A 23,027-nucleotide genomic window follows, 5' to 3' on the forward strand; every position below is an offset into this window, starting at 1 on the left:
CAGATGCGGGCCCTTTTGACTGGTAGGCGGGTTCAGGACTTGACCAGCAAGTCGAAATGCTCCACCACCGGCGGGCTCGCGAAGAAGGGCCCGATGATGGCCCGCCATTCGCCGAAGGCAGGAGATTCGCGAAAACCGACGTTGTGGGCCTCGATGGAGGTCCAGGCGATCTGCAGGACGTAGCGCTCCGGCGATTCCACGCCCTTGTGCACCGAATACGACAGCGCGCCCTTCACCTTGCCCATCACGGTCGACAGCGCGCGCTGGATTGCTTCGTCGAATGCGGCCTGCTGGCCCGGCTTGATGCGGATGTCCGCGATTTCCAGAATCATGGGTTCGTCTCCTCGATCAATTCCATTCAAAGCACTTCACTGGCGAAATCGGCCAGGCGTGAACGTTCACCGCGCGCCAGGGTGATGTGACCGCTGTGCGGCCAGCCCTTGAACTTGTCGACCGCGAACGTGAGGCCGGACGAGCCCTCGGTCAGGTAGGGCGTATCGATCTGCTGCAGGTTGCCCATGCAGACGATCTTGGTGCCTGGCCCCGCGCGCGTGATCAGCGTCTTCATCTGCTTGGGCGTCAGGTTCTGTGCCTCGTCGATGATGACGTACTTGTTGAGGAAGGTACGCCCGCGCATGAAGTTCATGCTCTTGATCTTGATGCGCGAACGGATCAGCTCGTTGGTGGCCGCGCGGCCCCATTCGCCGGCGCTGGTCTCGGTCTTGGCCAGGACTTCGAGGTTGTCGTCGAGCGCGCCCATCCACGGACCCATCTTTTCCTCTTCGGTGCCGGGCAGGAAGCCGATGTCCTCGCCCACACTCACGGTGGCGCGCGTCATGATGATCTCGGTGTAGCGGCGGTCGTCGAGCACCTGCGTCAGGCCGGAGGCGAGCGCCATCAAGGTCTTGCCGGTGCCGGCATTGCCGGTCAGCGTGACGAAGTCGACCTCGGGGTCGAGCAGCAGGTTCATGGCGAAGTTCTGCTCGCGGTTGCGCGTGGTCACGCCCCACACCGCATGCTTCAGGTGGTTGTAGTCCTTGAGCGTCTTGAGCACCGCGGTCTTGGCGCGGATTTCGGTGACGCGCGCGTACAGGCTGGGCTCGCCTGGCGCCTCGAAGTAGACGAACTGGTTGATCAGGAGTTCGGGCACGATCGGGCCGGTGATGCGGTAGAAGGTGTGCAGGCCCTGCTGCCAGCTCTCCACCGTCTTGCCGTTCTTGCTCCAGAAATCGGGCGGAAGGGCGAGGGCACCCGAGTACAGGAATTCACCGTCCTCGAGCGCCTTGTCGTTCTGGTAGTCCTCGGCGCCCAGGCCGAGCGCGCGCGCCTTGACGCGCATGTTGATGTCCTTCGACACCAGCACCACCTCGCGCGGCGCATGCTGCTGGCGCAGGGCTTCCACCACGCCGAGGATCTGGTTGTCCGCCTTGCCCTGCGGCAGGCTGATCGGCAGCTTGTAGTCGAGCACCTGCGTCTGGAAGAACAGCTTGCCCTGGGCTTCGCGGTGGCCGGTGGCGTCCAGCGGCAGGCCGGTGGCGATGTCCTGTTCCTTCGCCGCGGCCAGTGCGTCCAGCGTGCGGCTGGTCTGGCGGGCGTTGCGTGCGACCTCGGTCATGCCCTTCTTGTGGCTGTCGAGTTCTTCCAGCACGATCATCGGCAGGAAGATGTCGTGTTCCTCGAAGCGGAACAGGCACATCGGGTCGTGCATCAGCACATTGGTGTCGAGCACGAACAGCTTGGCCGGGCCCGCCGGCTTCGGCGCGGCCTTGCGTTTGGGCGCGGGCTCGCGCAGCAGGGCACCGCGGTCGCGGCTGGCCGCGTCGTCGTTGGCCGGCGTGACGGCGCGGGCGGTGACGACTTCGGCGGGCGCGGGCGGTTCCTTGGCCAGCACCGGTGCGCGCGTTTCGATCTGCTCGGCCGGCAACAGCCGGGCGACCGGTTTTTCATCCTGCGCCGCATCGTCGACGCGGGTCTTTTTGCTGCGGCCGGGTTTGCTGGCCGTGCGAACCGGTGCGTCGTAGTCTTCGCGGGCCAGGGACGCGGCGCGCTTGGTAGGGGCGGGAGGCAATGGCATGTGGCGTGGGGCTCGCAAAAAAGATCGTTGAACAATCGAAAAACAAAAAAGCCGACCAGGAGGCCTGGGCGGCTTTTCAGAGGGAACGCAAGGTCGAAAACTCTAACTGCATGGATTCATTATGCATGACCCCGACGACACCATGCCGGCCATCGGGTCGATGCGCCAGCCAGCGCTTTCGCCGCCGCTCAGACGGCCTTCTTGAGGTCCTTCACGGCCTGCAGCACGTCGTCCACGTGGCCCGGCACCTTCAGTCCGCGCCATTCGTTCTTGAGCAGGCCATCGGCGCCGATCAGGAAGGTGCTGCGCTCGATGCCCTTGACCTTCTTGCCGTACATGATCTTGTTCTTGACCACGCCGAACATGTGGCACATCTTCTCTTCGGTGTCGGCGATGAGTTCGAACGGCAGCTCGAGCTTGGTCTTGAATTCGTCGTGCGACTTCATGTTGTCGCGCGAGACGCCGAACACGGTGGCACCCGCCTTCACGAATTCCTTGTGCTTGTCGCGGAACTGCATGGCTTCGGTGGTGCAGCCTGGCGTATTGTCTTTGGGGTAAAAATACAGGACGACGACTTTGCCGAGATGGGAAGTATTCGAGACCTTGATTCCGCCAGTGGCGTTGGCTTCAAATTCGGGGATGGGTTTATTGACAACGATCGCCATATAGCTTTGAATCTCTTTTGACAGGATGTGGTCGTTGAAAGTTGGAAGTGGCTGGAGCTACCTGACGCAAGGCGAGGTAAGCTTGGCCTACACTCCATCTTCGTCGAGGCCACCCGCAAACGCCGGCACGCCCCTTCAGCGGTACAGGCCTTCTGGCTTCTTCGAACTGCAACCCGCGATTTTACTCTGAAAACCCGCTCAGGCCACCGGCTCGAGCAGCAAAGCCACAACCACGTGGCGGCCTTCCTGTGCCAGGATGTTGTAGGTGCGGCAGGCTGCGCGCGTGTCCATGGTCTCCAGGCCGAGGCGTTGGGCGATCAGTGCCTGCAGCCATGCCGGCTGCGGAAAGCGGATGCGGTCGCCGCTGCCGAAGATCACCAGTTCGGGTTTGAGCCCGGCCAGGATCTCGAAATGCCCGGGCGTCAGGTCTTCGAACGACGGGCAGTGCCAGTCCACCCGTTCGCCGCGCGAGCCGAGGATCACGCTGTGCGCGATGCGCTCGTTCTGCAGGGCGACCCAGCCCGGGCCGTAGCCCGTGATGGCCTGGACGTCGAATTTGTCGGGTTGGAGTTTCATGGCGCAGGCAGTGCTTGGTCGGGCTCGTCGGTAGAGGGCTGCACCGCCTGGAAGGCCCGCAGAAATGTGGTCCAATTATAGGTTTCGCCAATGCAGATGCCGCTGACGGGGGCATGGCACACAACGCGCGCTTGATCGTGGGACACATGAAGACCATTCAAAAATCAGCCAAGCTGGCCAGCGTCTGTTACGACATCCGCGGCCCCATCATGGACGCCGCCCGCCAGATGGAGGAAGAGGGCCAGAAGATCATCAAGCTCAACATCGGCAACCTGGCGGTGTTCGGCTTCGATTCGCCCGAGGAAATCCAGCAGGACATGATCCGCAACCTGCCGAATTCGGCCGGTTATTCCGACAGCAAGGGCATCTTCGCGGCGCGCAAGGCGGTGATGCACGAGACGCAGAAACAGGGCATCGCCGGCGTCACGCTCGACGACATCTACCTCGGCAACGGTGCGAGCGAGCTCATCGTCATGGCCACCAATGCGCTGCTCAACGATGGCGACGAGCTGCTGCTGCCCGCGCCCGACTATCCGCTGTGGACCGCTGCCGTCAGCCTGTCCGGCGGCACGCCGGTGCACTACATCTGCGACGAGTCGAACGGCTGGATGCCCGATCTGGACGACATCCGCGCCAAGATCACGCCGCGTACCAAGGGCATCGTGGTTATCAACCCGAACAACCCGACCGGCGCGCTGTATTCCGACGAACTGCTCCAAAGCATCGTCGCCCTGGCGCGCCAGCACGGGCTGGTGATCTTCGCCGACGAGGTCTACGACAAGGTGCTGTACGACGGCGTGAAACACACCGCCATCGCCTCGCTCAGCGATGACGTGTTGACGCTGACCTTCAATTCCTTGAGCAAGAGCTACCGCTCCTGCGGCTACCGCGCCGGCTGGCTGGTCGTCTCCGGCGAGAAGAAGCCGGCGCGCGACTACATCGAGGGCCTGAACATGCTCTCGAACATGCGGCTGTGCGCCAACGTGCCCGGCCAGTGGGCGATCCAGACCGCGCTTGGCGGCTACCAGAGCATCAACGACCTGGTGGCGCCGGGCGGGCGCCTGCGCCGCCAGCGCGACCTGGCCTACGAACTCATCACCGCGATTCCCGGCGTGAGCTGCGTCAAGCCACAAGCGGCGCTGTACATGTTCCCGAAGCTCGATCCGAAGGTCTACCCGATCGAGGACGACCGGCAATTCTTCCTCGAGCTGCTGCAGGAAACCCGGGTGATGCTGGTGCAGGGCACGGGCTTCAACTGGGCCACGCCGGACCACTTCCGCATCGTGTTCCTGCCGCACGAGGACGACCTGCGCGAGGCCATCGGCCGCATCGCCAAGTTCCTCGAGCACTATCGTAAACGTAGCGCCTGACGCTGATCGGATCAGCGCGGCAGTCACTTTTCACTTCAAGAATTCTTATGAAATCCATCCAAGTCGGCCTCCTGGGCATCGGTACCGTCGGCAGCGGCGTCTTCAACGTGCTCAAGCGCAACCAGCCTGAAATCATGCGTCGCGCCGGCCGCGGCATCGAGATCACCATGGTGGCCGACCTGGATACCGCACGCGCCCAGGCCATCGTCGGTACGGGTGTGAAGGTGGTGGACGACGCCCGCGCCATCATCGCCAATCCCGACATCGACATCGTCGTCGAACTCATCGGTGGCTACGGCATCGCCAAGCAACTGGTGATGGAAGCCATCGCCGCCGGCAAACACGTGGTCACCGCCAACAAGGCGCTGCTGGCCGTGCACGGCACCGAGATCTTCGCGGCGGCGTCCAGCAAGGGCGTGATGGTGGCCTTCGAGGCCGCAGTGGCCGGCGGCATCCCGATCATCAAGGCGCTGCGCGAAGGCCTGACCGCCAACAGCATCCAGTGGATCGCTGGCATCATCAACGGCACGACCAACTTCATCCTGTCGGAGATGCGCGACAAGGGCCTGGATTTCGAGGTCGTGCTCAAGGAGGCCCAGCGCCTGGGTTACGCCGAAGCCGATCCGACCTTCGACATCGAAGGCGTGGACGCGGCGCACAAGGCGACCATCATGTCGGCCATCGCCTTCGGCATCCCGGTGCAGTTCGACAAGGCCTACATCGAAGGCATCACCAAGCTGGGCGCGCAGGACATCCGTTACGCGGAGCAGCTCGGCTACCGCATCAAGCTGCTGGGCATCACCAAGCGCACCGCCAAGGGCATCGAGCTGCGCGTGCACCCGAGCCTGGTGCCGGCCAAGCGGCTGATCGCCAACGTCGAAGGCGCGATGAACGCGGTGATGGTGCAGGGCGACGCCGTCGGCACCACGCTCTACTACGGCAAGGGTGCGGGCAGCGAGCCCACCGCCAGCGCGGTGATCGCCGACCTGGTCGACATCACCCGGCTGCACACCGCCGACCCGCTGCAGCGCGTGCCGCACCTGGCCTTCCAGCCCGACGCCATGAGCGACCTGCCCGTGCTGCCGATGAGCGAGATCGTCACCAGCTACTACCTGCGCCTGCGCGTGGCCGACGAGGCCGGCGTGCTGGCCAAAGTCACCGGTTTGTTGGCCGGGGCCGGCATCAGCATCGACGCGGTGCTGCAGCGCGAGGCCGACGAGGTGGGTGGCGAGGGCTCCACGCAGACGGACGTGATCATCCTGACGCACGACTGCGTCGAGGCCAAGATGGACGCCGCCATCGCCGAGATGCAGGCGCTGCCGACGGTGCTGGCCCCGATCACGCGCATCCGCAAGGAGGAACTGGCCTGATGAACTACCTCTCCACCCGCGGCGACAAGACCCCGCGCAAATTCTGCGAAATCCTGCTCGAAGGCCTGGCGCCCGATGGCGGCCTGTACCTGCCCGAGGCGTATCCGCAAGTCGACGACGCCACGCTCACGCGCTGGCGCAAGGTCTATCGCGACCAGGGTTATGCCGAGCTCGCGTTCGAGATCCTGTCGCTGTACATCGACGACATTGCGGCCGACGACCTGCGCGCCATCTGCCAGAAGACCTACACCGCCGAAGTCTTCGGCACCGGCGAGATCGTGCCGCTGCGCCACCTGGAAGACGGCAAGGATGGTGGTGGTCTGTGGCTCGAAGCCTTGTCCAACGGCCCGACGCTGGCCTTCAAGGACATGGCCATGCAGCTGCTGGGCAACCTGTTCGAATACGAGCTGGCGCGGCGCGGCGAGACGCTGAACATCCTGGGGGCCACCAGCGGCGACACCGGCAGCGCGGCCGAATACGCCATGCGCGGCAAGCAGGGCGTGCGTGTCTTCATGACCTCGCCCAAGGGCCGCATGAGCCCGTTCCAGCAGGCGCAGATGTTCAGCCTGATGGACGCCAACATCTTCAACATCGCCATCGAAGGTGTGTTCGACGACTGCCAGGACATCGTCAAGGCGGTGTCCAACGACCTGGCCTTCAAGCGCCAGTACAAGATCGGCACGGTGAACTCGATCAACTGGGCGCGGCTGCTGGCCCAGGTGGTGTATTACTTCGCGGGTTACCTGCAGGCGACCACGGCCAATGCGGAAAAGGTCAGCTTCACCGTGCCGTCCGGCAACTTCGGCAACGTCTGCGCGGGCCATGTGGCGCGCATGATGGGCCTGCCGATCGACCAGCTGGTGGTGGCTACCAACGAGAACGACGTGCTCGACGAATTCTTCCGCACCGGCGTCTACCGCGTGCGCGGCAGCGCCGACACGCACGAGACCTCGAGCCCGTCGATGGACATCTCCAAGGCCTCGAACTTCGAGCGTTTCGTGTTCGACCTGCTGGGCCGCGACGGCGCGCGCACGCGCGATCTGTTCGGCGCGCAGTTGTCGACCCAGGGGAAGTTTGACCTTGGCACCGACCCGGCCTTCCAGGACGCCGCCACGCGTTACGGCTTCAAGAGCGGCAAGAGCACCCATGCCGACCGCCTGGCCACGATCAAGGACACCTACGACCGCCACGGCGTGATGATCGACACCCACACGGCCGACGGCGTGAAGGTGGCGCAGGCCTACCGCCGCCCGGGCGTGCCGATGATCGTGCTGGAGACAGCGCTGCCGATCAAGTTCGCCGCCACGGTGCAGGAGGCGCTGGGCATCGAGCCCGAAAGGCCGCCCAAGTTCATCGGCATCGAAGACCTGCCACGGCGCGTGATCGATCTGCCGGCCGACGCCGCCGCGGTGCAGGCGTTCATCGCCAAGAGTTGTGCCTGAATCCGCCTCCCGCGCAGAGTGCGGCTGCGCAATCAGCTATCGAATAGATAGCAGGGCGGGTCGCAGCGGGAAGCCGGCCGCATGAAGGTGGTCGGTTTCGCCGGTTATTCGGGCGCGGGCAAGACCACATTGCTCGAGCGCCTGATTCCCGCGCTCAAGGCGCATGGCCAGCGCGTGTCGGTGGTCAAGCACGCGCACCACCGCTTCGACATCGACCATCCCGGCAAGGACAGCTACCGCCATCGCCAGGCCGGTGCCTACGAGGTGCTGATCGCCTCCGACAGGCGCCTGGCGCTGATGCGCGAGTTCGAATCGCCCACGCCGCTCTCCGTGCACCAGCTCATCGCCGAACTCGACCCCGGCATCGACTGGGTGCTGGTCGAGGGCTTCAAATTCAGCGACCTGTTCAAGGTCGAAGTCTGGCGCGCTGCAGCCGGCCAGCCGGCGCGTTATCCTGACGACCAGGACGTGATGGCCATCGCCACGGATGCGCCCGATGCACTGCCCGCGCCCACGTTGCGCGAGGTGCTCGACCTGAACGACGCGCCGGCCATTGCCGACTGGCTGATGGCCAACCAGGACCTGTTCGAATACCGCATGTTGAAACTGCCATGAACGCGCCATTGATGACCCCCCAACCTATGAAATCGCTCGACGACGCCATGGCCGAGCTGCTGGCCCAGGCCGCGCCGCTGACGCAGACGGAGTCCGTCTCCACCTTCGACGCCGACGGCCGGGTGCTGTCGCGCGACGTGGTGTCGCCGCTGCAGGTGCCGCCGATGGACAACAGCGCCATGGACGGCTATGCCGTGCGTTGCGCCGACCTGCCGGCCGCCGGCACCGTGCTGCCGGTGTCGCAGCGCATCGCCGCGGGCGCGGTCGGCACCGACCTCGCGCCCGGCACGGTGGCGCGCATCTTCACCGGCGCGCCGGTGCCCAGCGGCGCCGACGCGGTGGTGATGCAGGAAGACTGCGAGGTGATGGGCGAACCGGTTGAGCCGGGTGGGGCGGGCCTGGGCGCGGTGCGCATCCAGCGACTGCCCGTGTTGGGCAAGTCGATCCGCCGCGCGGGGGAGGACGTCGCGCTCGGCGCGGTGGTGCTGCCGAAGGGCACGCGCCTCACGCCCGCCGAACTCGGCCTGGCGGCCAGCATCGGCATGGATGCCCTGCCGGTCGTGGCCCGTCCGCGCGTGGCGCTGTTTTCCACCGGCGACGAACTCGTCATGCCCGGTGCCGTGCCACCGGACCAGATGAAGCCGGGCGCCATCTACAACTCCAACCGCTTCTTCCTGCGCGCGTTGCTGCAGCGCCTGGGCTGCGTGATCACCGATTTCGGCATCGTGCCCGACCAGCGCGCCGCCACACTGCAGGCGCTGCGCGATGCGAGCCTGGCGCACGACCTGATCCTCACCAGCGGCGGCGTGTCGGTCGGCGAGGAAGACCATGTGAAGCCGGCCGTGCAGGAACTCGGCGAACTCAACCTCTGGCAGATCGCGATCAAGCCCGGCAAACCCTTCGCCTACGGCAAGATCCATTCGCCCATCGTCAAGCCGGGCCCCGAAGGCGCGCCGTGCCATTTCATCGGCCTGCCCGGCAATCCGGTGTCGAGTTTCATCACCTTCGTGCTGCTGGTGCGGCCGTTCCTGCTGAAGCTGCAGGGTGTGCAGCGGCTCGCGCCCGTACCGGTGGCGTTGCCCGCCCATTTCGACTGGCCGCGCGCCGACAAGCGCCGCGAATTCCTGCGCGTGCGCCGCAATGCCGCTGGCGGCGTGGAACTGTTCCGCAACCAGAGCTCGGGGGTGCTCACCTCCACCGTCTGGGGCGACGGCGTGGTCGACGTGCCGCCGGGCCACGCCATCGTGCAGGGTGAAACGGTGCAGTTCATCTCGTTTGCGGAACTGCTGGCATGAAACTCAAGGTGAAGTACTTCGCCTCGATCCGCGAAGCCATCGGCACCGCCGAGGAGGTCGTCGAGACCCAGGCCGGCACGCTGGGCGCGCTGCGCGACCAGCTCATCGCCCGGGACGAGGCCCGTGCCGGCAGCCTGGCGCGCGGCAGATCGGTGCGCATGGCGCTGAACCAGGTGATGCGCCAGGAAGACGCGGCGCTGGCCGACGGCGACGAGGTGGCGTTTTTCCCACCCGTCACCGGCGGCTGAACGGCCGTCAGCGGGAGAGCGCCTGGTCCACCGCCAGCAGGCGGGCAAGCAGGGCGTCGCTGGCCGGCGTCATCGGCGGCCGGAACTCCAGCGCCATCGCGCCGTGGTGCGCCAGTACCGCCTTCAGCGGCGAAGGGTTCGGCTCGGCGAAGGCGGCCTGGATCCACGGCTGCAGGGGCTCCCATAGCGCCCGGGCTTCGGCCAGGCGGCCCGCCGCCACCAGCCGCATCACGGCCACGAATTTCTCGGTGTGCCGGTGCGCGCTGGCCGCGATCGCGCCCGCGCCGCCGAGCGCCATCGTCGTGAAGATCTGGGCGTCTTCGCCCGCCAGCACCTGCAGCCGGCCGTCGGCCAGCAAGGCCTGCGTCTTGGCCGCGTCGCCGCCGCAGTCCTTGATCGCACGGATGCGCGGATGGTCGGCCAGGGCGAGCAGGGTCGCCAGTTCCAGCTTGACGCCGGTGCGGTAGGGAATGTCGTACAGCACCAACGGCACCGGGCTCGCGTCGGCCAGCGCGGTGAACCATTGCAGCAGCCCGGCCTGCGCGGGCCGCACATAACAGGGTGCAGCCACCAGCACGCCAGCCAGCGGCCGCTGTGCCGCGGCGGCCAGCCGGTCGAGCAGGTGGGGCAGGTGGTAGCCGGACAGGCCCATCATCACCGGCAGGCCGGCGGCCGCCTCGCGCACGGTGTCGAGCACGGCGAGTTGTTCCGCATCGTCCAGCGCCGCCGCCTCGCCGGTGCTCCCGCAGGCCACGAAGCCGGCGATGCCTTTGGGCCGCAGATCGCGCACCAGCGCGGCCAGCGCGCCGTGGTCGACGGCGCCGGCCCGGAACGGGGTCACCAGCGGAATCCACAGGCCGGCCAACGGGGCGCCATCGACGCGGGAGGGGGAAGTGGGCGAAGAATGCGAAGAATGCGAAGTAGCCACGCGATGTCCTTGAACAAAACAGACCGATGGAAAACCACCGTCGAAAGAGCGCGGGCCGAAGACGGGCGGGTTGCCAAGCCGAAGCGGTTCCGTCGCTCATCCGACGACGGAACCCTTGCTCCGGTCAGATGAGCAACAGTTTTTTGGATTTTTTGGCCACGGCCGCGACGTTCGGCGCGCTGGTGCGCGTCGAGCCGGAGGGGGAACGGGTGTGGCCAAACATGGGCTGCGAGTTTAACGGCAAGGTCGGCAGGCCCGCGCGGCGATGGGCCACAATGGCGTCATGGCACCTGCGCGCGTTTCCATCCAGACGGAAGATTTCGACCTGACGGCCGAGATCGCGGCCCTGCGTCGTGACGATCCTCGCGTGGGTGCGGTCTGCTCTTTCATCGGCACTGTGCGAGATCGGAACGGTGGTGCTGTGCGTGGCGAAGTCCAGTCCATGGAACTCGAGCACTACCCCGGCATGACCGAAAAGGCCATCGAGGCCATGATCGACCAGGCGCTGCAGCGCTTCGACATCTTCGCGGCGCGGGTGGTGCACCGCGTCGGCCTGCTGCAGCCGCTCGACCAGATCGTGCTGGTGGCGGTGTCGTCGGCGCACCGCGGCCAGAGTTTCCAGGCCTGCGAATTCCTGATGGACTACCTGAAGACCCAGGCGCCGTTCTGGAAGAAGGAGCGCACGGCCGAGGGCGCGCGCTGGGTGGATGCGCGGGTGAGCGACGACGCGGCGCTGGCGCGCTGGGGCATTCACGCGTCCAACTCTTCGGACTGAGGCCCGAGGGCAGACGCTGGTCGAGGCGGGCGCTAGGCGGCCGCCAGGTGGGCGCCCGGGCCGTTGCGACAGCGCTTGACCTGGGTCAAGTGCGCGGCAGACGGCACCCGGCACGATCTTGAAAACATCCGCAACAGCCTCAGCTAGACAACAGTTCGGACCAACCAGTTCAAAAGATACACACCCATGCGACAAGACAAACTCACCACCAAGTTCCAGGAAGCCCTGAGCGACGCGCAGTCGCTGGCGCTGGCCAACGACAACGCGTACATCGAGCCGGTACACCTTCTGGCCGCCATGCTCGGCCAGGACGACGGCCCGCGTGCGCTGCTCGAGCGCGCCGGTGCCAACCTCAAGGGCTTGCAGCAGGCGGCCGATGCCGCCATCAAGAAGCTGCCCCAGGTACAGGGTCACGACCAGGTGCAGGTCGGCCAGGACCTGGCCAAGCTGCTGCAGGCCACGGAAAAGGAAGCCATCAAGCGCAACGACCAGTTCATCGCCGGTGAACTCTTCCTGCTGGCGCTGGCCGACAGCAAGGCCGACGTCGGCAACCTGGTGCGCGCCAACGGCGTCACACGCAAGTCGCTCGAGGCCGCCATCGATGCGGTGCGCGGCGGCCAGGGCGTGAACAGCGCCGACGCCGAGGGCCAGCGCGAAGCCCTCAAGAAATACTGCATGGACCTGACCGAGCGGGCCCGCTTGGGCAAGCTCGACCCGGTGATCGGCCGCGACGAGGAAATCCGCCGTGCCATCCAGGTGCTGCAGCGCCGCACCAAGAACAACCCCGTGCTCATTGGCGAGCCCGGCGTGGGCAAGACCGCCATCGTCGAAGGCCTGGCCCAGCGCATCGTGGCCGGCGAGGTGCCCGATTCGCTCAAGGGCAAGCGCGTGCTGTCGCTCGACATGGCGGCACTGCTGGCCGGCGCCAAGTTCCGTGGGGAATTCGAGGAACGGCTGAAGAGCGTGCTCAATGAACTGGCCAAGGACGAAGGCCAGACCATCGTCTTCATCGACGAACTGCACACCATGGTCGGCGCCGGCAAGGGCGAAGGCGCCATGGACGCGGGCAACATGCTCAAGCCCGCCCTGGCGCGCGGCGAGCTGCACTGCGTGGGCGCCACCACGCTCGACGAATACCGCAAGTACATCGAGAAGGACGCCGCGCTGGAGCGCCGTTTCCAGAAGATCCTCGTGGGCGAGCCGACGGTGGAGGCGACCATCGCCATCCTGCGCGGCCTGCAGGAGAAATACGAAGCCCACCACGGCGTGCAGATCACCGACCCGGCCATCGTGGCCGCGGCCGAACTCAGTGACCGCTACATCACCGACCGCTTCCTGCCCGACAAGGCCATCGACCTGATCGACGAGGCCGCGAGCAAGATCGCCATCGAGCGCGACTCCAAGCCCGAGGTGATGGACCGGCTCGACCGCCGGCTGATCCAGCTCAAGATCGAGCGCGAAGCCGTGCGCCGCGAGAAGGACGAGTCTTCGATCAAGCGCTTCGCGCTGATCGAGGAGGAGATCGTCAAGCTCGAGAAGGAAATCGCCGACTACGACGAGATCTGGCAGTCCGAAAAGGCCCAGGCGCAGGGCAGCGCCCACGTGATGGAAGCCATCGACAAGATGCGCTTCCAGATCGAGGAATTGAAGCGCAAGGGCGACTTCAACCAGGTGGCCGAGCTGCAATACGGCAAGCTGCCCGAGCTCGAGAAGCAGCTCAAGGAAGCCCAGGCGAAGGAATCGAACAAGAGCACGGCCAACGCGCCGCGGCTGTTGCGCACCCAGGTCGGCGCGGAGGAAATCGCCGAAGTGGTGGCGCGCGCCACCGGCATCCCGGTGAGCAAGCTCATGCAGGGCGAACGCGACAAGCTGCTGCAGATGGAGACCAAGCTGCACGAGCGCGTGGTCGGGCAGGACGAGGCCATCTCGGCCGTCTCCAGCGCCATCCGCCGCTCGCGGGCCGGGCTGTCCGATCCGAACCGGCCGACCGGCTCCTTCCTGTTCCTGGGCCCCACGGGCGTGGGCAAGACCGAGTTGTGCAAGGCGCTGGCGGGCTTCCTGTTCGACTCGGAAGACCACCTGGTGCGCATCGACATGAGCGAGTTCATGGAGAAACACTCCGTGGCCCGTTTGATCGGCGCGCCCCCGGGTTATGTGGGCTACGAGGAGGGTGGCTACCTGACCGAGGCCGTGCGCCGCAAGCCCTACAGCGTGCTGCTGCTCGACGAGGTGGAAAAGGCGCATCCCGACGTGTTCAACGTGCTGCTGCAAGTGCTCGACGACGGCCGCCTGACCGACGGCCAGGGCCGCACCGTGGACTTCAAGAACACCGTGATCGTGATGACCAGCAACATCGGCTCGCCGATCATCCAGAGCATGGTGGGCCGTGACGCGGAAGACATCAAGGACGCGGTGCAGGACGAGTTGAAGAACTACTTCCGCCCCGAGTTCCTCAACCGCATCGACGAGACCGTGGTGTTCCATGCGCTGGACGCGAAGAACATCGAGGCGATCGCCGCGATCCAGATCAAGGTGCTGCAGGCCCGTCTGGCCAAGATGGACCTGACGCTGGAGATCACGCCGGCCGCGCTCGCCGAGCTGGCCAAGGTCGGCTTCGACCCGGTGTTCGGTGCGCGGCCGCTCAAGCGCGCGATCCAGCAACGCATCGAGAATCCGCTGTCCAAGCTGCTGCTCGAAGGGCAGTTCGCGCCGAAGGACGTGATCCCGGTGGACGTGGACCCGATCCAGGCGCCAGGCCAGTTCAGCTTCGGGCGCACGCTGCATTAAGCCCGCCAGGGTGCTGGGTACGGGGCCGCCGCGCAGGCTTGCGCGGCGGCCTTTTTGCGTTGCGGCGCCGGTTCCGCCCGACCGTGAAACGCAATACCATGGCCACTGTCGCGTTGCGAAGCGCATACGCCCGCTTCTTGCCCGCCCCGGAGACACCGCATGCCCATCTGGACCGACGGCCTTCTACGCCAGCAGTTGCTGGTGCTGGTCGGCGTCTGTGCGCTGCTGGCCGCAGGCCTTCGGCTGTGGCGGCCATTGCACCAGCGTGGCCTGCGCGCGACCTGGGCCTTGCTCAATCTCACCGTGGCCTCGCTGCTGCTGGCCGCACTGCTCGAGGCCAGCGGCCAGCCCGCGTCGAACGCGGCGGCGCTGGTACTGCGCCAGGCCGCCCAGGTGCTCGGTGTCTGGGCGGCGATCCAGCTCGGAACCTTGCTGCTGTTCCGCATCTTGCTGCCGGGGATGCGCATCCACCTGCCGCAGATTGCGCAGGACCTGACGCTGGCCGGGCTCACGCTGGTCTGGGGCCTGCTGTCGCTGCGGCTGGCAGGACTCGACCCCTCGCAGTTGTTCGCCACCTCGGCCATCATGACGGCGGTGCTGGCCTTCGCCATGCAGGACACGCTGGGCAACGTGATGGGCGGCGTGGCGCTGCAGCTGGACAATTCGCTGCGTGTCGGCGAATGGGTGCAGATCGACGACCTCAGCGGCCGGGTGGTGGACGTGCGCTGGCGCTTCACCGAAATCGTCACCCGCAACCGCGAGACCGTGGTGGTGCCCAACAGCTGGCTCATGAAGAACCGGTTCCGGGTGCTGCGCCGTCAGCCCGGCCAGCCGCTGCAGTGGCGCCGCCTGGTGCACTTCAACATCGACCAGGCCGCCTCGCCCGGCAGGGTGTTGCAGGTGCTGGAGCAATCGGTGCGCGACGCCGGCATTTCGCACGTGGCCGAGGCGCCGCCGGCGAGCGCGGTGCTGATGGAGATCGGCGCGGGCTACCACCGCTACACGCTGCGCTACTGGCTGACCGACCCGCAGTTCGATGACCCGACCGACTCGGCAGTGCGTGTGCACGCGCTGACGGCGCTCGCGCGCGAAGGGATCCGGCTCGGCGTGCCGGTGGCCGAGCGTTGGCTGACGCAGGAGGACGAGCAGTCGCGCGCGACCCGCGAGCAGCGCGAGATGGCACGCCGACTGGCCGCGATCCGCGGCATCGCTCTGTTTGCCAACCTGCCCGAGTCGGAGCAGCAGATCCTGGCCGATCATCTGGTGCATGCGCCGTTCGTGGCGGGCAGCGTGATCACGCGCCAGGGCGCGGTGGCGCATTGGCTCTACCTGGTGATCCACGGCGAGGCCGACGTGGTGGTGGAGGGTGGCAACGGGCACCATGGCGCCCCGGCGGGGCGTACCGTGGTCGCCCGGCTGCGCGACGGCGAATTCTTCGGCGAGATGGGCCTGCTCACCGGCGAGCCGCGCAGCGCCACGGTGCTGGCGGTGACCGATGTCGAATGCTACCGGCTCGACAAGCAGGGTTTCGGCCAAGTGCTGGCCGCGCGGCCCGAACTCGCCGGCGAGATCTCCACCTTGCTGGCCCAGCGGCGTGCCGCCACGGACGCCCGGCTCGAGCAATCGGCCTCGGCCGTGCCCAACCGCAGCAAGGACCTGAAGGCGCGCATGCACGCCTTCTTCTCGGTGAAGTAGCTACCTCGAGAGCGTTTGCAGGCGGGCCTTGAGCGCCTCGATCTCGTCGAGCAATTGCAGCGCCAGCGCCGCGCCCGCAGGGTTCACGCCCAGGTCGCGCTGCAGCCGCACGGCCACGCGGGCACGCTGCACATGCACGCCGGTGAAGCGCCACGTCTGCGGTGCCGTACCTTCGGGGCTGAGCACGCCTTCCTCGACCATCTCCACGACGTATTCGGTGCGCACGCGGCAATGCTGGCAGAGGTCGGCCAGGGTCAGGTCCTGCTGCTCTTCGTGGATCGGGCCGGTGACGCCGGCCCCCGGGTTCTGGTTCATGTCGATGCTCCCAGTTTCGCGCGGGGATTGAAGCTTTTGAACTGTGCCGCCATGTCGCGGTAGAGCTGGCTCGCGGCATCGGAGTCGGCCGGTGGCACGGCGATCTGCAGCACGAAGTAGAAGTCGCCCGGCGTGCTGCCCGGGATGCCCCGGCCTTTGAGGCGTAGCTTGCGGCCCGCGGACGAGCCCGCGGGAATCTTGAGCTCGACCTCGCCGCTCGGCGTGGGCACGTTGATCTCGGCGCCCAGCGCGGCTTCCCAGGGGCTCACGGGCAGGTCGAGGTAGACGTCGCGCTTGTCGACGCGATAGTGCGCATGCGGCTCGAATTCGACCTCGAGGAACAGGTCGCCCGGCTTGCCGTTGCCCATGCCGGGCGCGCCGCGCCCCGCCAGCCGGATGTGCTGGCCGGCGCGCACGCCGCGCGGAATGGTCACGTCGAGCTGCTGCTCGCGCATCTGCACCCGGCCCTGTTCATCGCGCTCGGGCACGCGCAGCACGATGCGGCGCGTGGTGCCGGCATAACTGTCCTCCAGCGCGATCAGCACCTTGGCGTACTGGTCTTCGCCATCGGCCGTGAAGCCGTGGCCGCCCGGGGGCGCGCCGCGTGGCTGGGCACCGCCGAAGCCGTGGCGGAACAGGGTCTCGAAGAAATCGCTGGCGTCGGCGGCCTCTTCGTCGCCGAACGACTCCCGCGACCCGCGCGGATCGCGACCATGGGCGCGGTTGGCGTTCCAGTCCGGTGGCGGGCGGAACTCCTGCCCCTCGCGTTGCGCGCCGAGTGCGTCATAGGCGGCGCGCTTCTCGGGGTCCTTCAGCACGGCATAGGCCTCGCCGATGTCCTTGAAGCGTTGCTCCGCGCCGGCCTCCTTGTTCACGTCGGGGTGGTTCTTGCGCGCGAGCTGCCGGTAGGCACGCTTGATTTCTTCGGGGGTGGCCTCACGCGCCAGGCCCATCACCTTGTAATAGTCCTTGAATTCCATCTTCGACCCTCATTTGAGAACATGGGGATGTTGTGGAGGCCATGTTAGCGGCATCGTCCCTGCTGGCTGTGGTCTCTTTGTCGGCCGTGGTCCAATTTGCCGGTGAGGCTTGCGCCTCGTCAATGTGGAGGTTCGTTTGTGGACAATTTTCTTGCCGGTATGATCCGCTTGCTGCTGCGGCTCCTGCTCGTCGGTTTCGCCCTGGTGTTCGCCGCCAGCCTGCTGGTCGTGGTGATGCTGCTGGCCGCCGTTTGGGGCCTGCGTGCGGCATGGGCCAGGATCACCGGCCGTCCGGTTACGCCGTGGGTGATGCGCGTGAATCCGGGCGCGGGCTGGAACAGCGTGTTTCGCGCCGGCGATCGCTGGCAGCCGCGCGCGCGGGCTTCGGCGCCGGCCGGTCCGGTGCAGCGCGAGCGCGACCTGATCGACGTCACCGACGTGCAGGTCAAGGAAACGCGCGCCAGCTGAGGCGGTCAGTCGACCTTCGCGCCGGAGGCCTTCACCACCTTTTCGTACTTGGCGAGTTCGCCGTGCATGAACGCGCCGAACGCCTCGGGCGTGCTGGGCACCGGTTCGGCCAGCAGGTTGGCGAAGCGCGTGTGGGTCTCCGGTGCGTTCAGCGCGGCCACGAAGGCTTGGTTCAGCCGGGCGATCACGTCCTTCGGCGTGTGCGCCGGCGCCACCAGGCCCCACCAGGTGTCGATGGCGAAGCCTTTCAACGTGTGGGCCACGGGGGGCACCTCGGGCAGGGCGCTGCTGCGCGTGGCGGTGGTCACGGCGATGGCCTTGAGCTTGCCCGAGCGGATGTTCGGCGCCGCCGTGGCCAGTTTGTCGAAGTTGAAGTCGACCTGACCCGACAACAGCGCCAGCTGCGCCGGGTTGCCGCCGTTGTACGGGATGTGCACGGCGAAGATGCCGGCCTGGGCCTTGAACATCTCACCTGCGAGATGGCCCGCGCTGCCGTTGCCGCCCGAGGCATAGTTGAGCTTGGCGGGATGCGCCTTGGCATAGGCGATCAGGTCGGCCAGCGTGTTGATCTTCAGCCGCTGCGCGGTGTCCGCATTCATCACGAGCACGTTGGGCACGCGCACCATCTGCGTGATCGGCGCGAAGTCGGTGGCGGCATTGAACGGCATCTTGCTGTAGAGCCATGGGTTGACCGCGTTGGTGGCGGTGGCCGCGATGCCGATCGTCAGGCCGTCGGGCGCGGCCTTGGCCACGGCATCGGCGCCGATGTTGCCGCCGGCGCCGGGCCGGTTCTCGATGATCACCGGACCGAGCGTGTCCTTCACCCGTTCGGCCAGGATGCGCGCCGTCAGGTCGATCGGGCCGCCGGCCGCATACGGCACGATGATGCGCAGCGGCCGCGCCGATGCCTGCGCGTTGGCGTTGTGCTGTGCCGTGCCCAGTGCCGCCAGCGCCACCGCGGCGCAGAACGAGAGAAGTTGTCTTTTGTGCATGGTGTGTCGCTAAAGGGTTGGCCCAAGCGACGGCGGCCATGTTGCTGGCGTCAAGCCCTCACGCAGGCGCCGGGCCGTCACTGTCTCCAGGCAGCAATTCGGGGACACCGAGGTGCTGCAGGTCTTGCGGCGGGCGGCCGCTCAACCTCGCGAGTGTAAAGTCCACCAGCATGTCGGCCACGGTCTGTGCCGTCGGCTGCACCACGGCGGTAATGGTATTGCGCAGCAAGACCGAGTCGGGCCCCAGGCCGTCGTAGACGATCAGCGACATGTCCCGCCCGAGGACCTTGCCGGCCTGCAGCGCCGCATGCACCGCGCCCACGCCGGCGAGGTGATTGTCGACCAGCACCGCCGTGGGCGGCCGGGGCCGGTTCAGCAGCCGGCTCATCGCCGCGAAACCCGCGCCCCGATCCAGTTCCACGCGCTGCACCCCGGCCGGCCCCGCGGCCAACCCGGCCTGTTGCATCGCCCGTTCGAAGCCGCGGTAGCGCAGCGTGGCGAAGTTGTAGGCCGCGGGGGCGCCGAGGTAGGCGATGTCCCGGTGGCCGAAACCGATGAGGCGTTCGGTGGCCTCGCGGGCGCCGCGTTCGTTGTCGAAGTCCAGCCACGCGTATGGGTCGGTGAACCGCTCGCTGCGGCCATAGGCCACGAAAGGCACGCCGCGGGCCTGCAGCAGCGCCAGCCGCTGGTCGCGCACCCGGGTGCGCGGCACCACGAAGGCCGCGATGTGGCCGAGCGCGCGCTGGTAGACCTGCAGTTCGCCTTCGGCCGGTGCCGCAATGATGTGCATGTCGAGGTCTTGCTGTGCCAGGCGCTCGCCCATGCGGCTCACCACGGCCAGGAACAGGGGATCGCCGAGGTCGCCCGGTGTGATGGGGAAGACCACGCCGATGGCGCCGGCACGGCCCAGCGCCAGGGCGCGCGCACGGGCGTTGGGCTGGTGGTTCAGCCGCCTGGCCGCATCCGCGACGGCCGCGCGCGTGGCCTTGGCCACCTCCGGATAGCCGTTCAGCGCACGGCTCACAGTGGTCAACGACAGGCCCAGTTCCTCGGCAATTTTCTTCAGCGACATGGCAGTTGGCGTATTCCGCTCGGATTTCGATCGAATTTTTCGAAGTAATTGTGTATGCAAATATTCAAAAGAATTATTTTGAAACCAAAACTCGGGTAACTACTGCAATTGGCCTCAAAGCGCTTTGAATATGCTTGCGCGGCGTTGATTGTCCTCAAAATATAACGAAGGAGAAAAATGAACACATTATGGAAACACATGGCGGCCGGGCTTTCGATCGGTGTCGCCGCGCTCAGCGCGCACGCCGGCGTGACGATCACCGTATCGTGCGGCACCGTGGGCCAGGACTTCGAGTTCTGCAAGAAGGCCACCGACGAGTGGAGCAAGAAGACGGGCAACACCGTGAAGCACCTGACCATCCCGCAGTCCACCTCCGACATCCTCGGCCTGTTCCGGCAGATGTTCGCCGCCAAGTCGACCGATGTGGACGTGATTTCGGTCGATGTGGTGTGGCCCGGCACGATCAAGGCCCACCTGCTGGACCTCGGCCCCTACAGCAAGGGCGCGGAGAAGGAACACTTCCCGGCCATCGTGTCCAACAACACGGTCGACGGTAAGCTGCTCGCAATGCCGTGGTTCACCGACGCCGGGGTGCTGTACTACCGCAAGGACCTGCTGGCCAAGTATGGCGAGAAGCCGCCCACGACCTGGGACGAGCTGACCGCCACCGCCAAGAAGGTAATGGACGGCGAGCGCAAGGCCGGCAATGCCGACATGCAGGGCTATGTCTTCCAGGCCAAGGCGTACGAGGGTCTGAGCTGCAACAGCCTGGAATGGATCTCGAGCTACGGCGGCGGCGCCATCGTGGACGCCACCGGCAAGGTCACGGTCAACAATCCCCAGGCCGCGAAGGCGCTGACCACCGCGGCCGGCTGGATCGGCACCATCGCCCCCACCGGCGTGCTCAACTACGGCGAAGAAGACGCGCGTGGCGTATTCCAGAAGGGCAATTCGGTCTTCATGCGCAACTGGCCCTACGCCTGGTCGCTGAGCCAGGGGGCCGACAGCCCGGTGAAGGACAAGGTCGGCGTGGTGGCGCTGCCCAAGGGCGACGACGGCAAGTCGGCCGCCACGCTCGGCGGCTGGCAGTTGTCGGTGGTCAAGTACTCCAAGCATCCGACCGAAGCCGCGGACCTGGTGATGTACCTCTCCAGCGCCGCCGTGCAGAAGGACCGCGCCATCCGCGGCTCGTACAACCCGACGATTCCGGCTTTGTACAAGGATCCGGAAGTGCTGAAGGCCAGCCCGTTCTTCGGCACGCTGTACGACACCTTCACCAACGCCGTGCCACGCCCGGCCACGGTCACCGGGGCGAAATACAACGAGGTGTCCGCCGCGTTCTGGAACGCTTCGCACGACGTGCTGTCCGGCGGTGCCAAGGCCGACGAGAGCCTGAAGAAGCTCGAAGCCAAGATCAACGCGATCCGGCGCGGACCGAACTGGTAGACGCTTCCCGCCGTCTTTCTCCCTCCACGCTTCTTCAACCCACTGCGCCCCTCCATCGCCCCCGGCCTCGGGGGCGCGGGTGGTGGCGCCTGCCGCTTGCCGGAAGAGATGCATGACCAATCCGAAATCCGAACTCACCCGTGAACGCACGCGCAGTGCGTGGTTGTTCCTCGCGCCCACGCTCGTCGTGCTGGCCCTGGTCGCGGGCTGGCCGTTAGGCCGAACCATCTGGTTCAGCTTCACCGACGCCAGCCTGGACAGCATCGGCGACTCGACCTACAAGCTGGTCGGCCTGTCCAACTACTTCGGCGAATACGGCGTCTTCAACTTTGCGGCACCCGAAGGCTTCTGGCAGACCGACTGGGGCATGGCGATCCAGAACACCTTCAAGTTCTCCCTGGTCTCGGTGGTGCTGGAGACGGTGCTGGGCGTGGTCTTCGCGCTGGTGCTCAATGCCGAATTCAAGGGCCGCGCGCTGGTGCGCGCGGCGGTCCTCGTGCCCTGGGCGATCCCCACCATCGTCTCGGCCAAGATGTGGGCCTGGATCATGCACGACCAGTTCGGCGTGCTGAACGCCATGCTGCGCAGCGCCGGCATCATCGACCACAACATCGCCTGGACGGCCGACCCGGCCTACGCGCTGTGGTCGGTGGTGCTGGTCGACGTGTGGAAGACCACGCCGTTCATGGCGCTGCTCACGCTGGCCGCGCTGCAGATGCTGCCGCGCGACTGCTACGAGGCCGCCCACGTCGACGGCATCCATCCGGTCAAGGTCTTCTTCAAGGTCACGCTGCCGCTGATCTGGCCCGCGCTGATGGTGGCGGTGATCTTCCGCCTGCTCGATGCGCTGCGGGTGTTCGACATCATCTACGTGATGACCTCCAACAGCGTGGCCACGATCAGCATGTCCGGCTTCGTGCGCCGCGAGATCGTCGACAACAACTACGTGGGCTACGGCTCGGCCGCCTCCACCGTGCTGTTCCTGATCATCGGCGCCTGCACGCTGCTGTACCTGAAGCTGTCGCGCGTGGACCTGGGTGGCAAGAAGTGAAGACAGGGAACCAAGCCATGAACCTCTCCACCCAGCGCCTGCTCGGCAACATCGGCCTGTACACGCTGGTCGTCCTGATCAGCCTGTTCTGCCTGTTCCCGTTCTACTTCGCCATCGTGACTTCGCTGAAGCAGGGCACCGAGCTCTTCAGCACCTCGCTTTGGCCCGACGCGCCCACGCTGAAAAACTACATCAGCCTGTTCACCGTGCCGGAACAGCCCTTCGGCCGGCACATCTTCAACTCGCTGGGCGTTTCCTTCCTGGTCGTGGTCGCCTCGCTGCTGCTCGGCGTGACGGCGGCCTACGCGCTGGGCCGCATCCAGTTCAAGGGTCGCGGCCTGCTGCTGCTGTGCGTGCTGGCCGTGTCCATGTTCCCGCAGGTGGCCGTGCTGTCGGGCATGTTCGAGCTGATGCAGACCATCGGGTTCTACAACCACTGGTGGGGCCTCACGCTGCCCTACATGATCTTCACGCTGCCGTTCACGGTCTGGGTGTTGACGACCTTCGTGCGCGACCTGCCCAAGGAACTCGAGGAGGCGGCCATCATGGACGGCTGCACCCCCTGGGGCATCATCACCAAGGTGTTCCTGCCGGTGATGTGGCCGGCCCTCGTCACCACCGGCCTCCTGGCCTTCATCGCGGCCTGGAACGAATTCCTGTTCGCGTTGACCTTTGTGCTGAACAACACCGACCGCACCGTGCCGGTGTCGATCTCGCTGATCAGCGGTGCCGACAAGTACGAGATCCCCTGGGGCAAGATCATGGCGGCGTCGGTGCTGGTGACGCTGCCGCTGATCGTGCTGGTGCTGGCCTTCCAGCGCAAGATCGTCGGCGGCCTGACCTCCGGCGCCGTCAAGGGATGA

23 protein-coding genes are annotated in these 23,027 nt (G+C 66.4%); 13 read left to right on the forward strand and 10 right to left on the reverse strand.

The features are described 5' to 3' along the window. Window positions 1-32: 32 nt before the first annotated feature. The 4 genes from RD110_RS07235 to RD110_RS07250 all read right to left on the reverse strand — a co-directional run bounded on the left by RD110_RS07235 (window position 33) and on the right by RD110_RS07250 (window position 3,315). Entirely contained in the window at window positions 33-332 is a 300-nt protein-coding gene (locus RD110_RS07235) for an antibiotic biosynthesis monooxygenase family protein (protein ID WP_076198067.1), read from the reverse strand. Between the two features lie 26 nt (window positions 333-358). After that, window positions 359-2,074 carry a PhoH family protein gene (locus RD110_RS07240; protein WP_076198069.1) on the reverse strand — a complete coding sequence of 572 codons (1,716 nt, stop codon included), beginning with the start codon at window positions 2,072-2,074 and terminating at the stop codon, window positions 359-361. Window positions 2,075-2,262: 188 nt separating this feature from the next. Beyond that, complete coding sequence (locus tag RD110_RS07245; protein ID WP_076198071.1) at window positions 2,263-2,739, reverse strand: peroxiredoxin; 477 nt, start codon at window positions 2,737-2,739, stop codon at window positions 2,263-2,265. 198 nt (window positions 2,740-2,937) lie between these two features. Beyond that, the gene (locus RD110_RS07250) at window positions 2,938-3,315 is read right to left on the reverse strand and encodes an Mth938-like domain-containing protein (RefSeq protein ID WP_076198073.1); all 378 of its coding nucleotides are present in this window, start codon (window positions 3,313-3,315) and stop codon (window positions 2,938-2,940) included. Window positions 3,316-3,461: 146 nt separating this feature from the next. Between RD110_RS07250 and RD110_RS07255 the strand changes: the two genes are divergently transcribed. From RD110_RS07255 to moaD, 6 genes are all read left to right on the forward strand, one after another. Next, on the forward strand, window positions 3,462-4,685 hold the full coding sequence (locus RD110_RS07255) for a pyridoxal phosphate-dependent aminotransferase (RefSeq protein ID WP_076204551.1): 1,224 nt from the start codon (window positions 3,462-3,464) through the stop codon (window positions 4,683-4,685). 47 nt (window positions 4,686-4,732) lie between these two features. Further along, window positions 4,733-6,055, forward strand: coding sequence for a homoserine dehydrogenase (locus RD110_RS07260; RefSeq protein ID WP_076198075.1), 1,323 nt, complete (start codon window positions 4,733-4,735; stop codon window positions 6,053-6,055). Continuing rightward, window positions 6,055-7,497, forward strand: a complete 1,443-nt coding sequence (thrC, locus tag RD110_RS07265; protein ID WP_076198077.1) for a threonine synthase — start codon at window positions 6,055-6,057, stop codon at window positions 7,495-7,497. Before RD110_RS07260 ends, thrC begins: the two co-directional genes overlap by 1 nt. A gap of 81 nt (window positions 7,498-7,578) precedes the next feature. Beyond that, window positions 7,579-8,112, forward strand: a complete 534-nt coding sequence (gene mobB, locus RD110_RS07270) for a molybdopterin-guanine dinucleotide biosynthesis protein B (RefSeq protein WP_076198079.1) — start codon at window positions 7,579-7,581, stop codon at window positions 8,110-8,112. Window positions 8,113-8,123: 11 nt separating this feature from the next. Then, the gene (locus RD110_RS07275; protein WP_076204554.1) at window positions 8,124-9,407 is read left to right on the forward strand and encodes a molybdopterin molybdotransferase MoeA; all 1,284 of its coding nucleotides are present in this window, start codon (window positions 8,124-8,126) and stop codon (window positions 9,405-9,407) included. Then, window positions 9,404-9,655 (forward strand): molybdopterin converting factor subunit 1, encoded by a 252-nt coding sequence (gene moaD, locus RD110_RS07280; protein ID WP_076198081.1) that lies wholly within the window; start codon window positions 9,404-9,406, stop codon window positions 9,653-9,655. The genes RD110_RS07275 and moaD overlap by 4 nt, the downstream gene beginning before the upstream one ends. A 7-nt stretch (window positions 9,656-9,662) precedes the next feature. Here moaD and RD110_RS07285 read toward each other — a convergent pair whose 3' ends face one another. Both RD110_RS07285 and RD110_RS28510 read right to left on the reverse strand, forming a co-directional pair. Then, the gene (locus RD110_RS07285) at window positions 9,663-10,583 is read right to left on the reverse strand and encodes a dihydrodipicolinate synthase family protein (RefSeq protein WP_076198083.1); all 921 of its coding nucleotides are present in this window, start codon (window positions 10,581-10,583) and stop codon (window positions 9,663-9,665) included. A 124-nt stretch (window positions 10,584-10,707) separates the two neighbouring features. Next, the gene (locus RD110_RS28510; RefSeq protein ID WP_239467326.1) at window positions 10,708-11,040 is read right to left on the reverse strand and encodes a hypothetical protein; all 333 of its coding nucleotides are present in this window, start codon (window positions 11,038-11,040) and stop codon (window positions 10,708-10,710) included. On the opposite strand from RD110_RS28510, the gene RD110_RS07290 reads away from it, so the two are divergent. The 3 genes from RD110_RS07290 (at window position 10,930) to RD110_RS07300 (ending at window position 15,840) form a co-directional block, all read left to right on the forward strand. Beyond that, window positions 10,930-11,358, forward strand: coding sequence for a molybdenum cofactor biosynthesis protein MoaE (locus RD110_RS07290; RefSeq protein ID WP_239467265.1), 429 nt, complete (start codon window positions 10,930-10,932; stop codon window positions 11,356-11,358). The two genes, RD110_RS28510 and RD110_RS07290, sit on opposite strands and share 111 nt — an antisense overlap. Before the next feature lie 186 nt (window positions 11,359-11,544). Beyond that, window positions 11,545-14,145: an ATP-dependent chaperone ClpB gene (clpB, locus tag RD110_RS07295; RefSeq protein WP_076198085.1), complete on the forward strand. Its 2,601-nt coding sequence runs from the start codon at window positions 11,545-11,547 to the stop codon at window positions 14,143-14,145. A 159-nt stretch (window positions 14,146-14,304) separates the two neighbouring features. Beyond that, a complete protein-coding gene (locus tag RD110_RS07300; protein ID WP_076198087.1) occupies window positions 14,305-15,840 on the forward strand; it encodes a mechanosensitive ion channel family protein in 1,536 nt (511 codons plus the stop codon). Here the strand turns inward: RD110_RS07300 and RD110_RS07305 are convergent, their stop codons facing one another. Together RD110_RS07305 and RD110_RS07310 are read right to left on the reverse strand one after the other, a co-directional pair. Then, window positions 15,841-16,155, reverse strand: coding sequence for a chaperone modulator CbpM (locus tag RD110_RS07305; RefSeq protein ID WP_076198088.1), 315 nt, complete (start codon window positions 16,153-16,155; stop codon window positions 15,841-15,843). Beyond that, window positions 16,152-17,135 (reverse strand): DnaJ C-terminal domain-containing protein, encoded by a 984-nt coding sequence (locus tag RD110_RS07310; protein WP_076198090.1) that lies wholly within the window; start codon window positions 17,133-17,135, stop codon window positions 16,152-16,154. The genes RD110_RS07305 and RD110_RS07310 overlap by 4 nt, the downstream gene beginning before the upstream one ends. A 159-nt stretch (window positions 17,136-17,294) precedes the next feature. On the opposite strand from RD110_RS07310, the gene RD110_RS07315 reads away from it, so the two are divergent. Continuing rightward, complete coding sequence (locus tag RD110_RS07315) at window positions 17,295-17,603, forward strand: hypothetical protein (protein ID WP_157900069.1); 309 nt, start codon at window positions 17,295-17,297, stop codon at window positions 17,601-17,603. Between the two features lie 5 nt (window positions 17,604-17,608). Here the strand turns inward: RD110_RS07315 and RD110_RS07320 are convergent, their stop codons facing one another. Beyond that, the gene (locus tag RD110_RS07320; RefSeq protein WP_076198103.1) at window positions 17,609-18,595 is read right to left on the reverse strand and encodes a Bug family tripartite tricarboxylate transporter substrate binding protein; all 987 of its coding nucleotides are present in this window, start codon (window positions 18,593-18,595) and stop codon (window positions 17,609-17,611) included. Between the two features lie 58 nt (window positions 18,596-18,653). Next, window positions 18,654-19,667 carry a substrate-binding domain-containing protein gene (locus RD110_RS07325; protein WP_076198105.1) on the reverse strand — a complete coding sequence of 338 codons (1,014 nt, stop codon included), beginning with the start codon at window positions 19,665-19,667 and terminating at the stop codon, window positions 18,654-18,656. A 177-nt stretch (window positions 19,668-19,844) separates the two neighbouring features. On the opposite strand from RD110_RS07325, the gene RD110_RS07330 reads away from it, so the two are divergent. The 3 genes from RD110_RS07330 (at window position 19,845) to RD110_RS07340 (ending at window position 23,027) form a co-directional block, all read left to right on the forward strand. Continuing rightward, a complete protein-coding gene (locus tag RD110_RS07330) occupies window positions 19,845-21,113 on the forward strand; it encodes an ABC transporter substrate-binding protein (RefSeq protein WP_083686134.1) in 1,269 nt (422 codons plus the stop codon). 112 nt (window positions 21,114-21,225) lie between these two features. Further along, window positions 21,226-22,164 carry a carbohydrate ABC transporter permease gene (locus RD110_RS07335; protein WP_076198109.1) on the forward strand — a complete coding sequence of 313 codons (939 nt, stop codon included), beginning with the start codon at window positions 21,226-21,228 and terminating at the stop codon, window positions 22,162-22,164. A gap of 17 nt (window positions 22,165-22,181) precedes the next feature. Continuing rightward, entirely contained in the window at window positions 22,182-23,027 is an 846-nt protein-coding gene (locus RD110_RS07340) for a carbohydrate ABC transporter permease (protein WP_076198111.1), read from the forward strand.

It is taken from the genome of Rhodoferax koreense (assembly GCF_001955695.1).
Lineage (GTDB): Bacteria > Pseudomonadota > Gammaproteobacteria > Burkholderiales > Burkholderiaceae_C > Rhodoferax_B > Rhodoferax_B koreensis.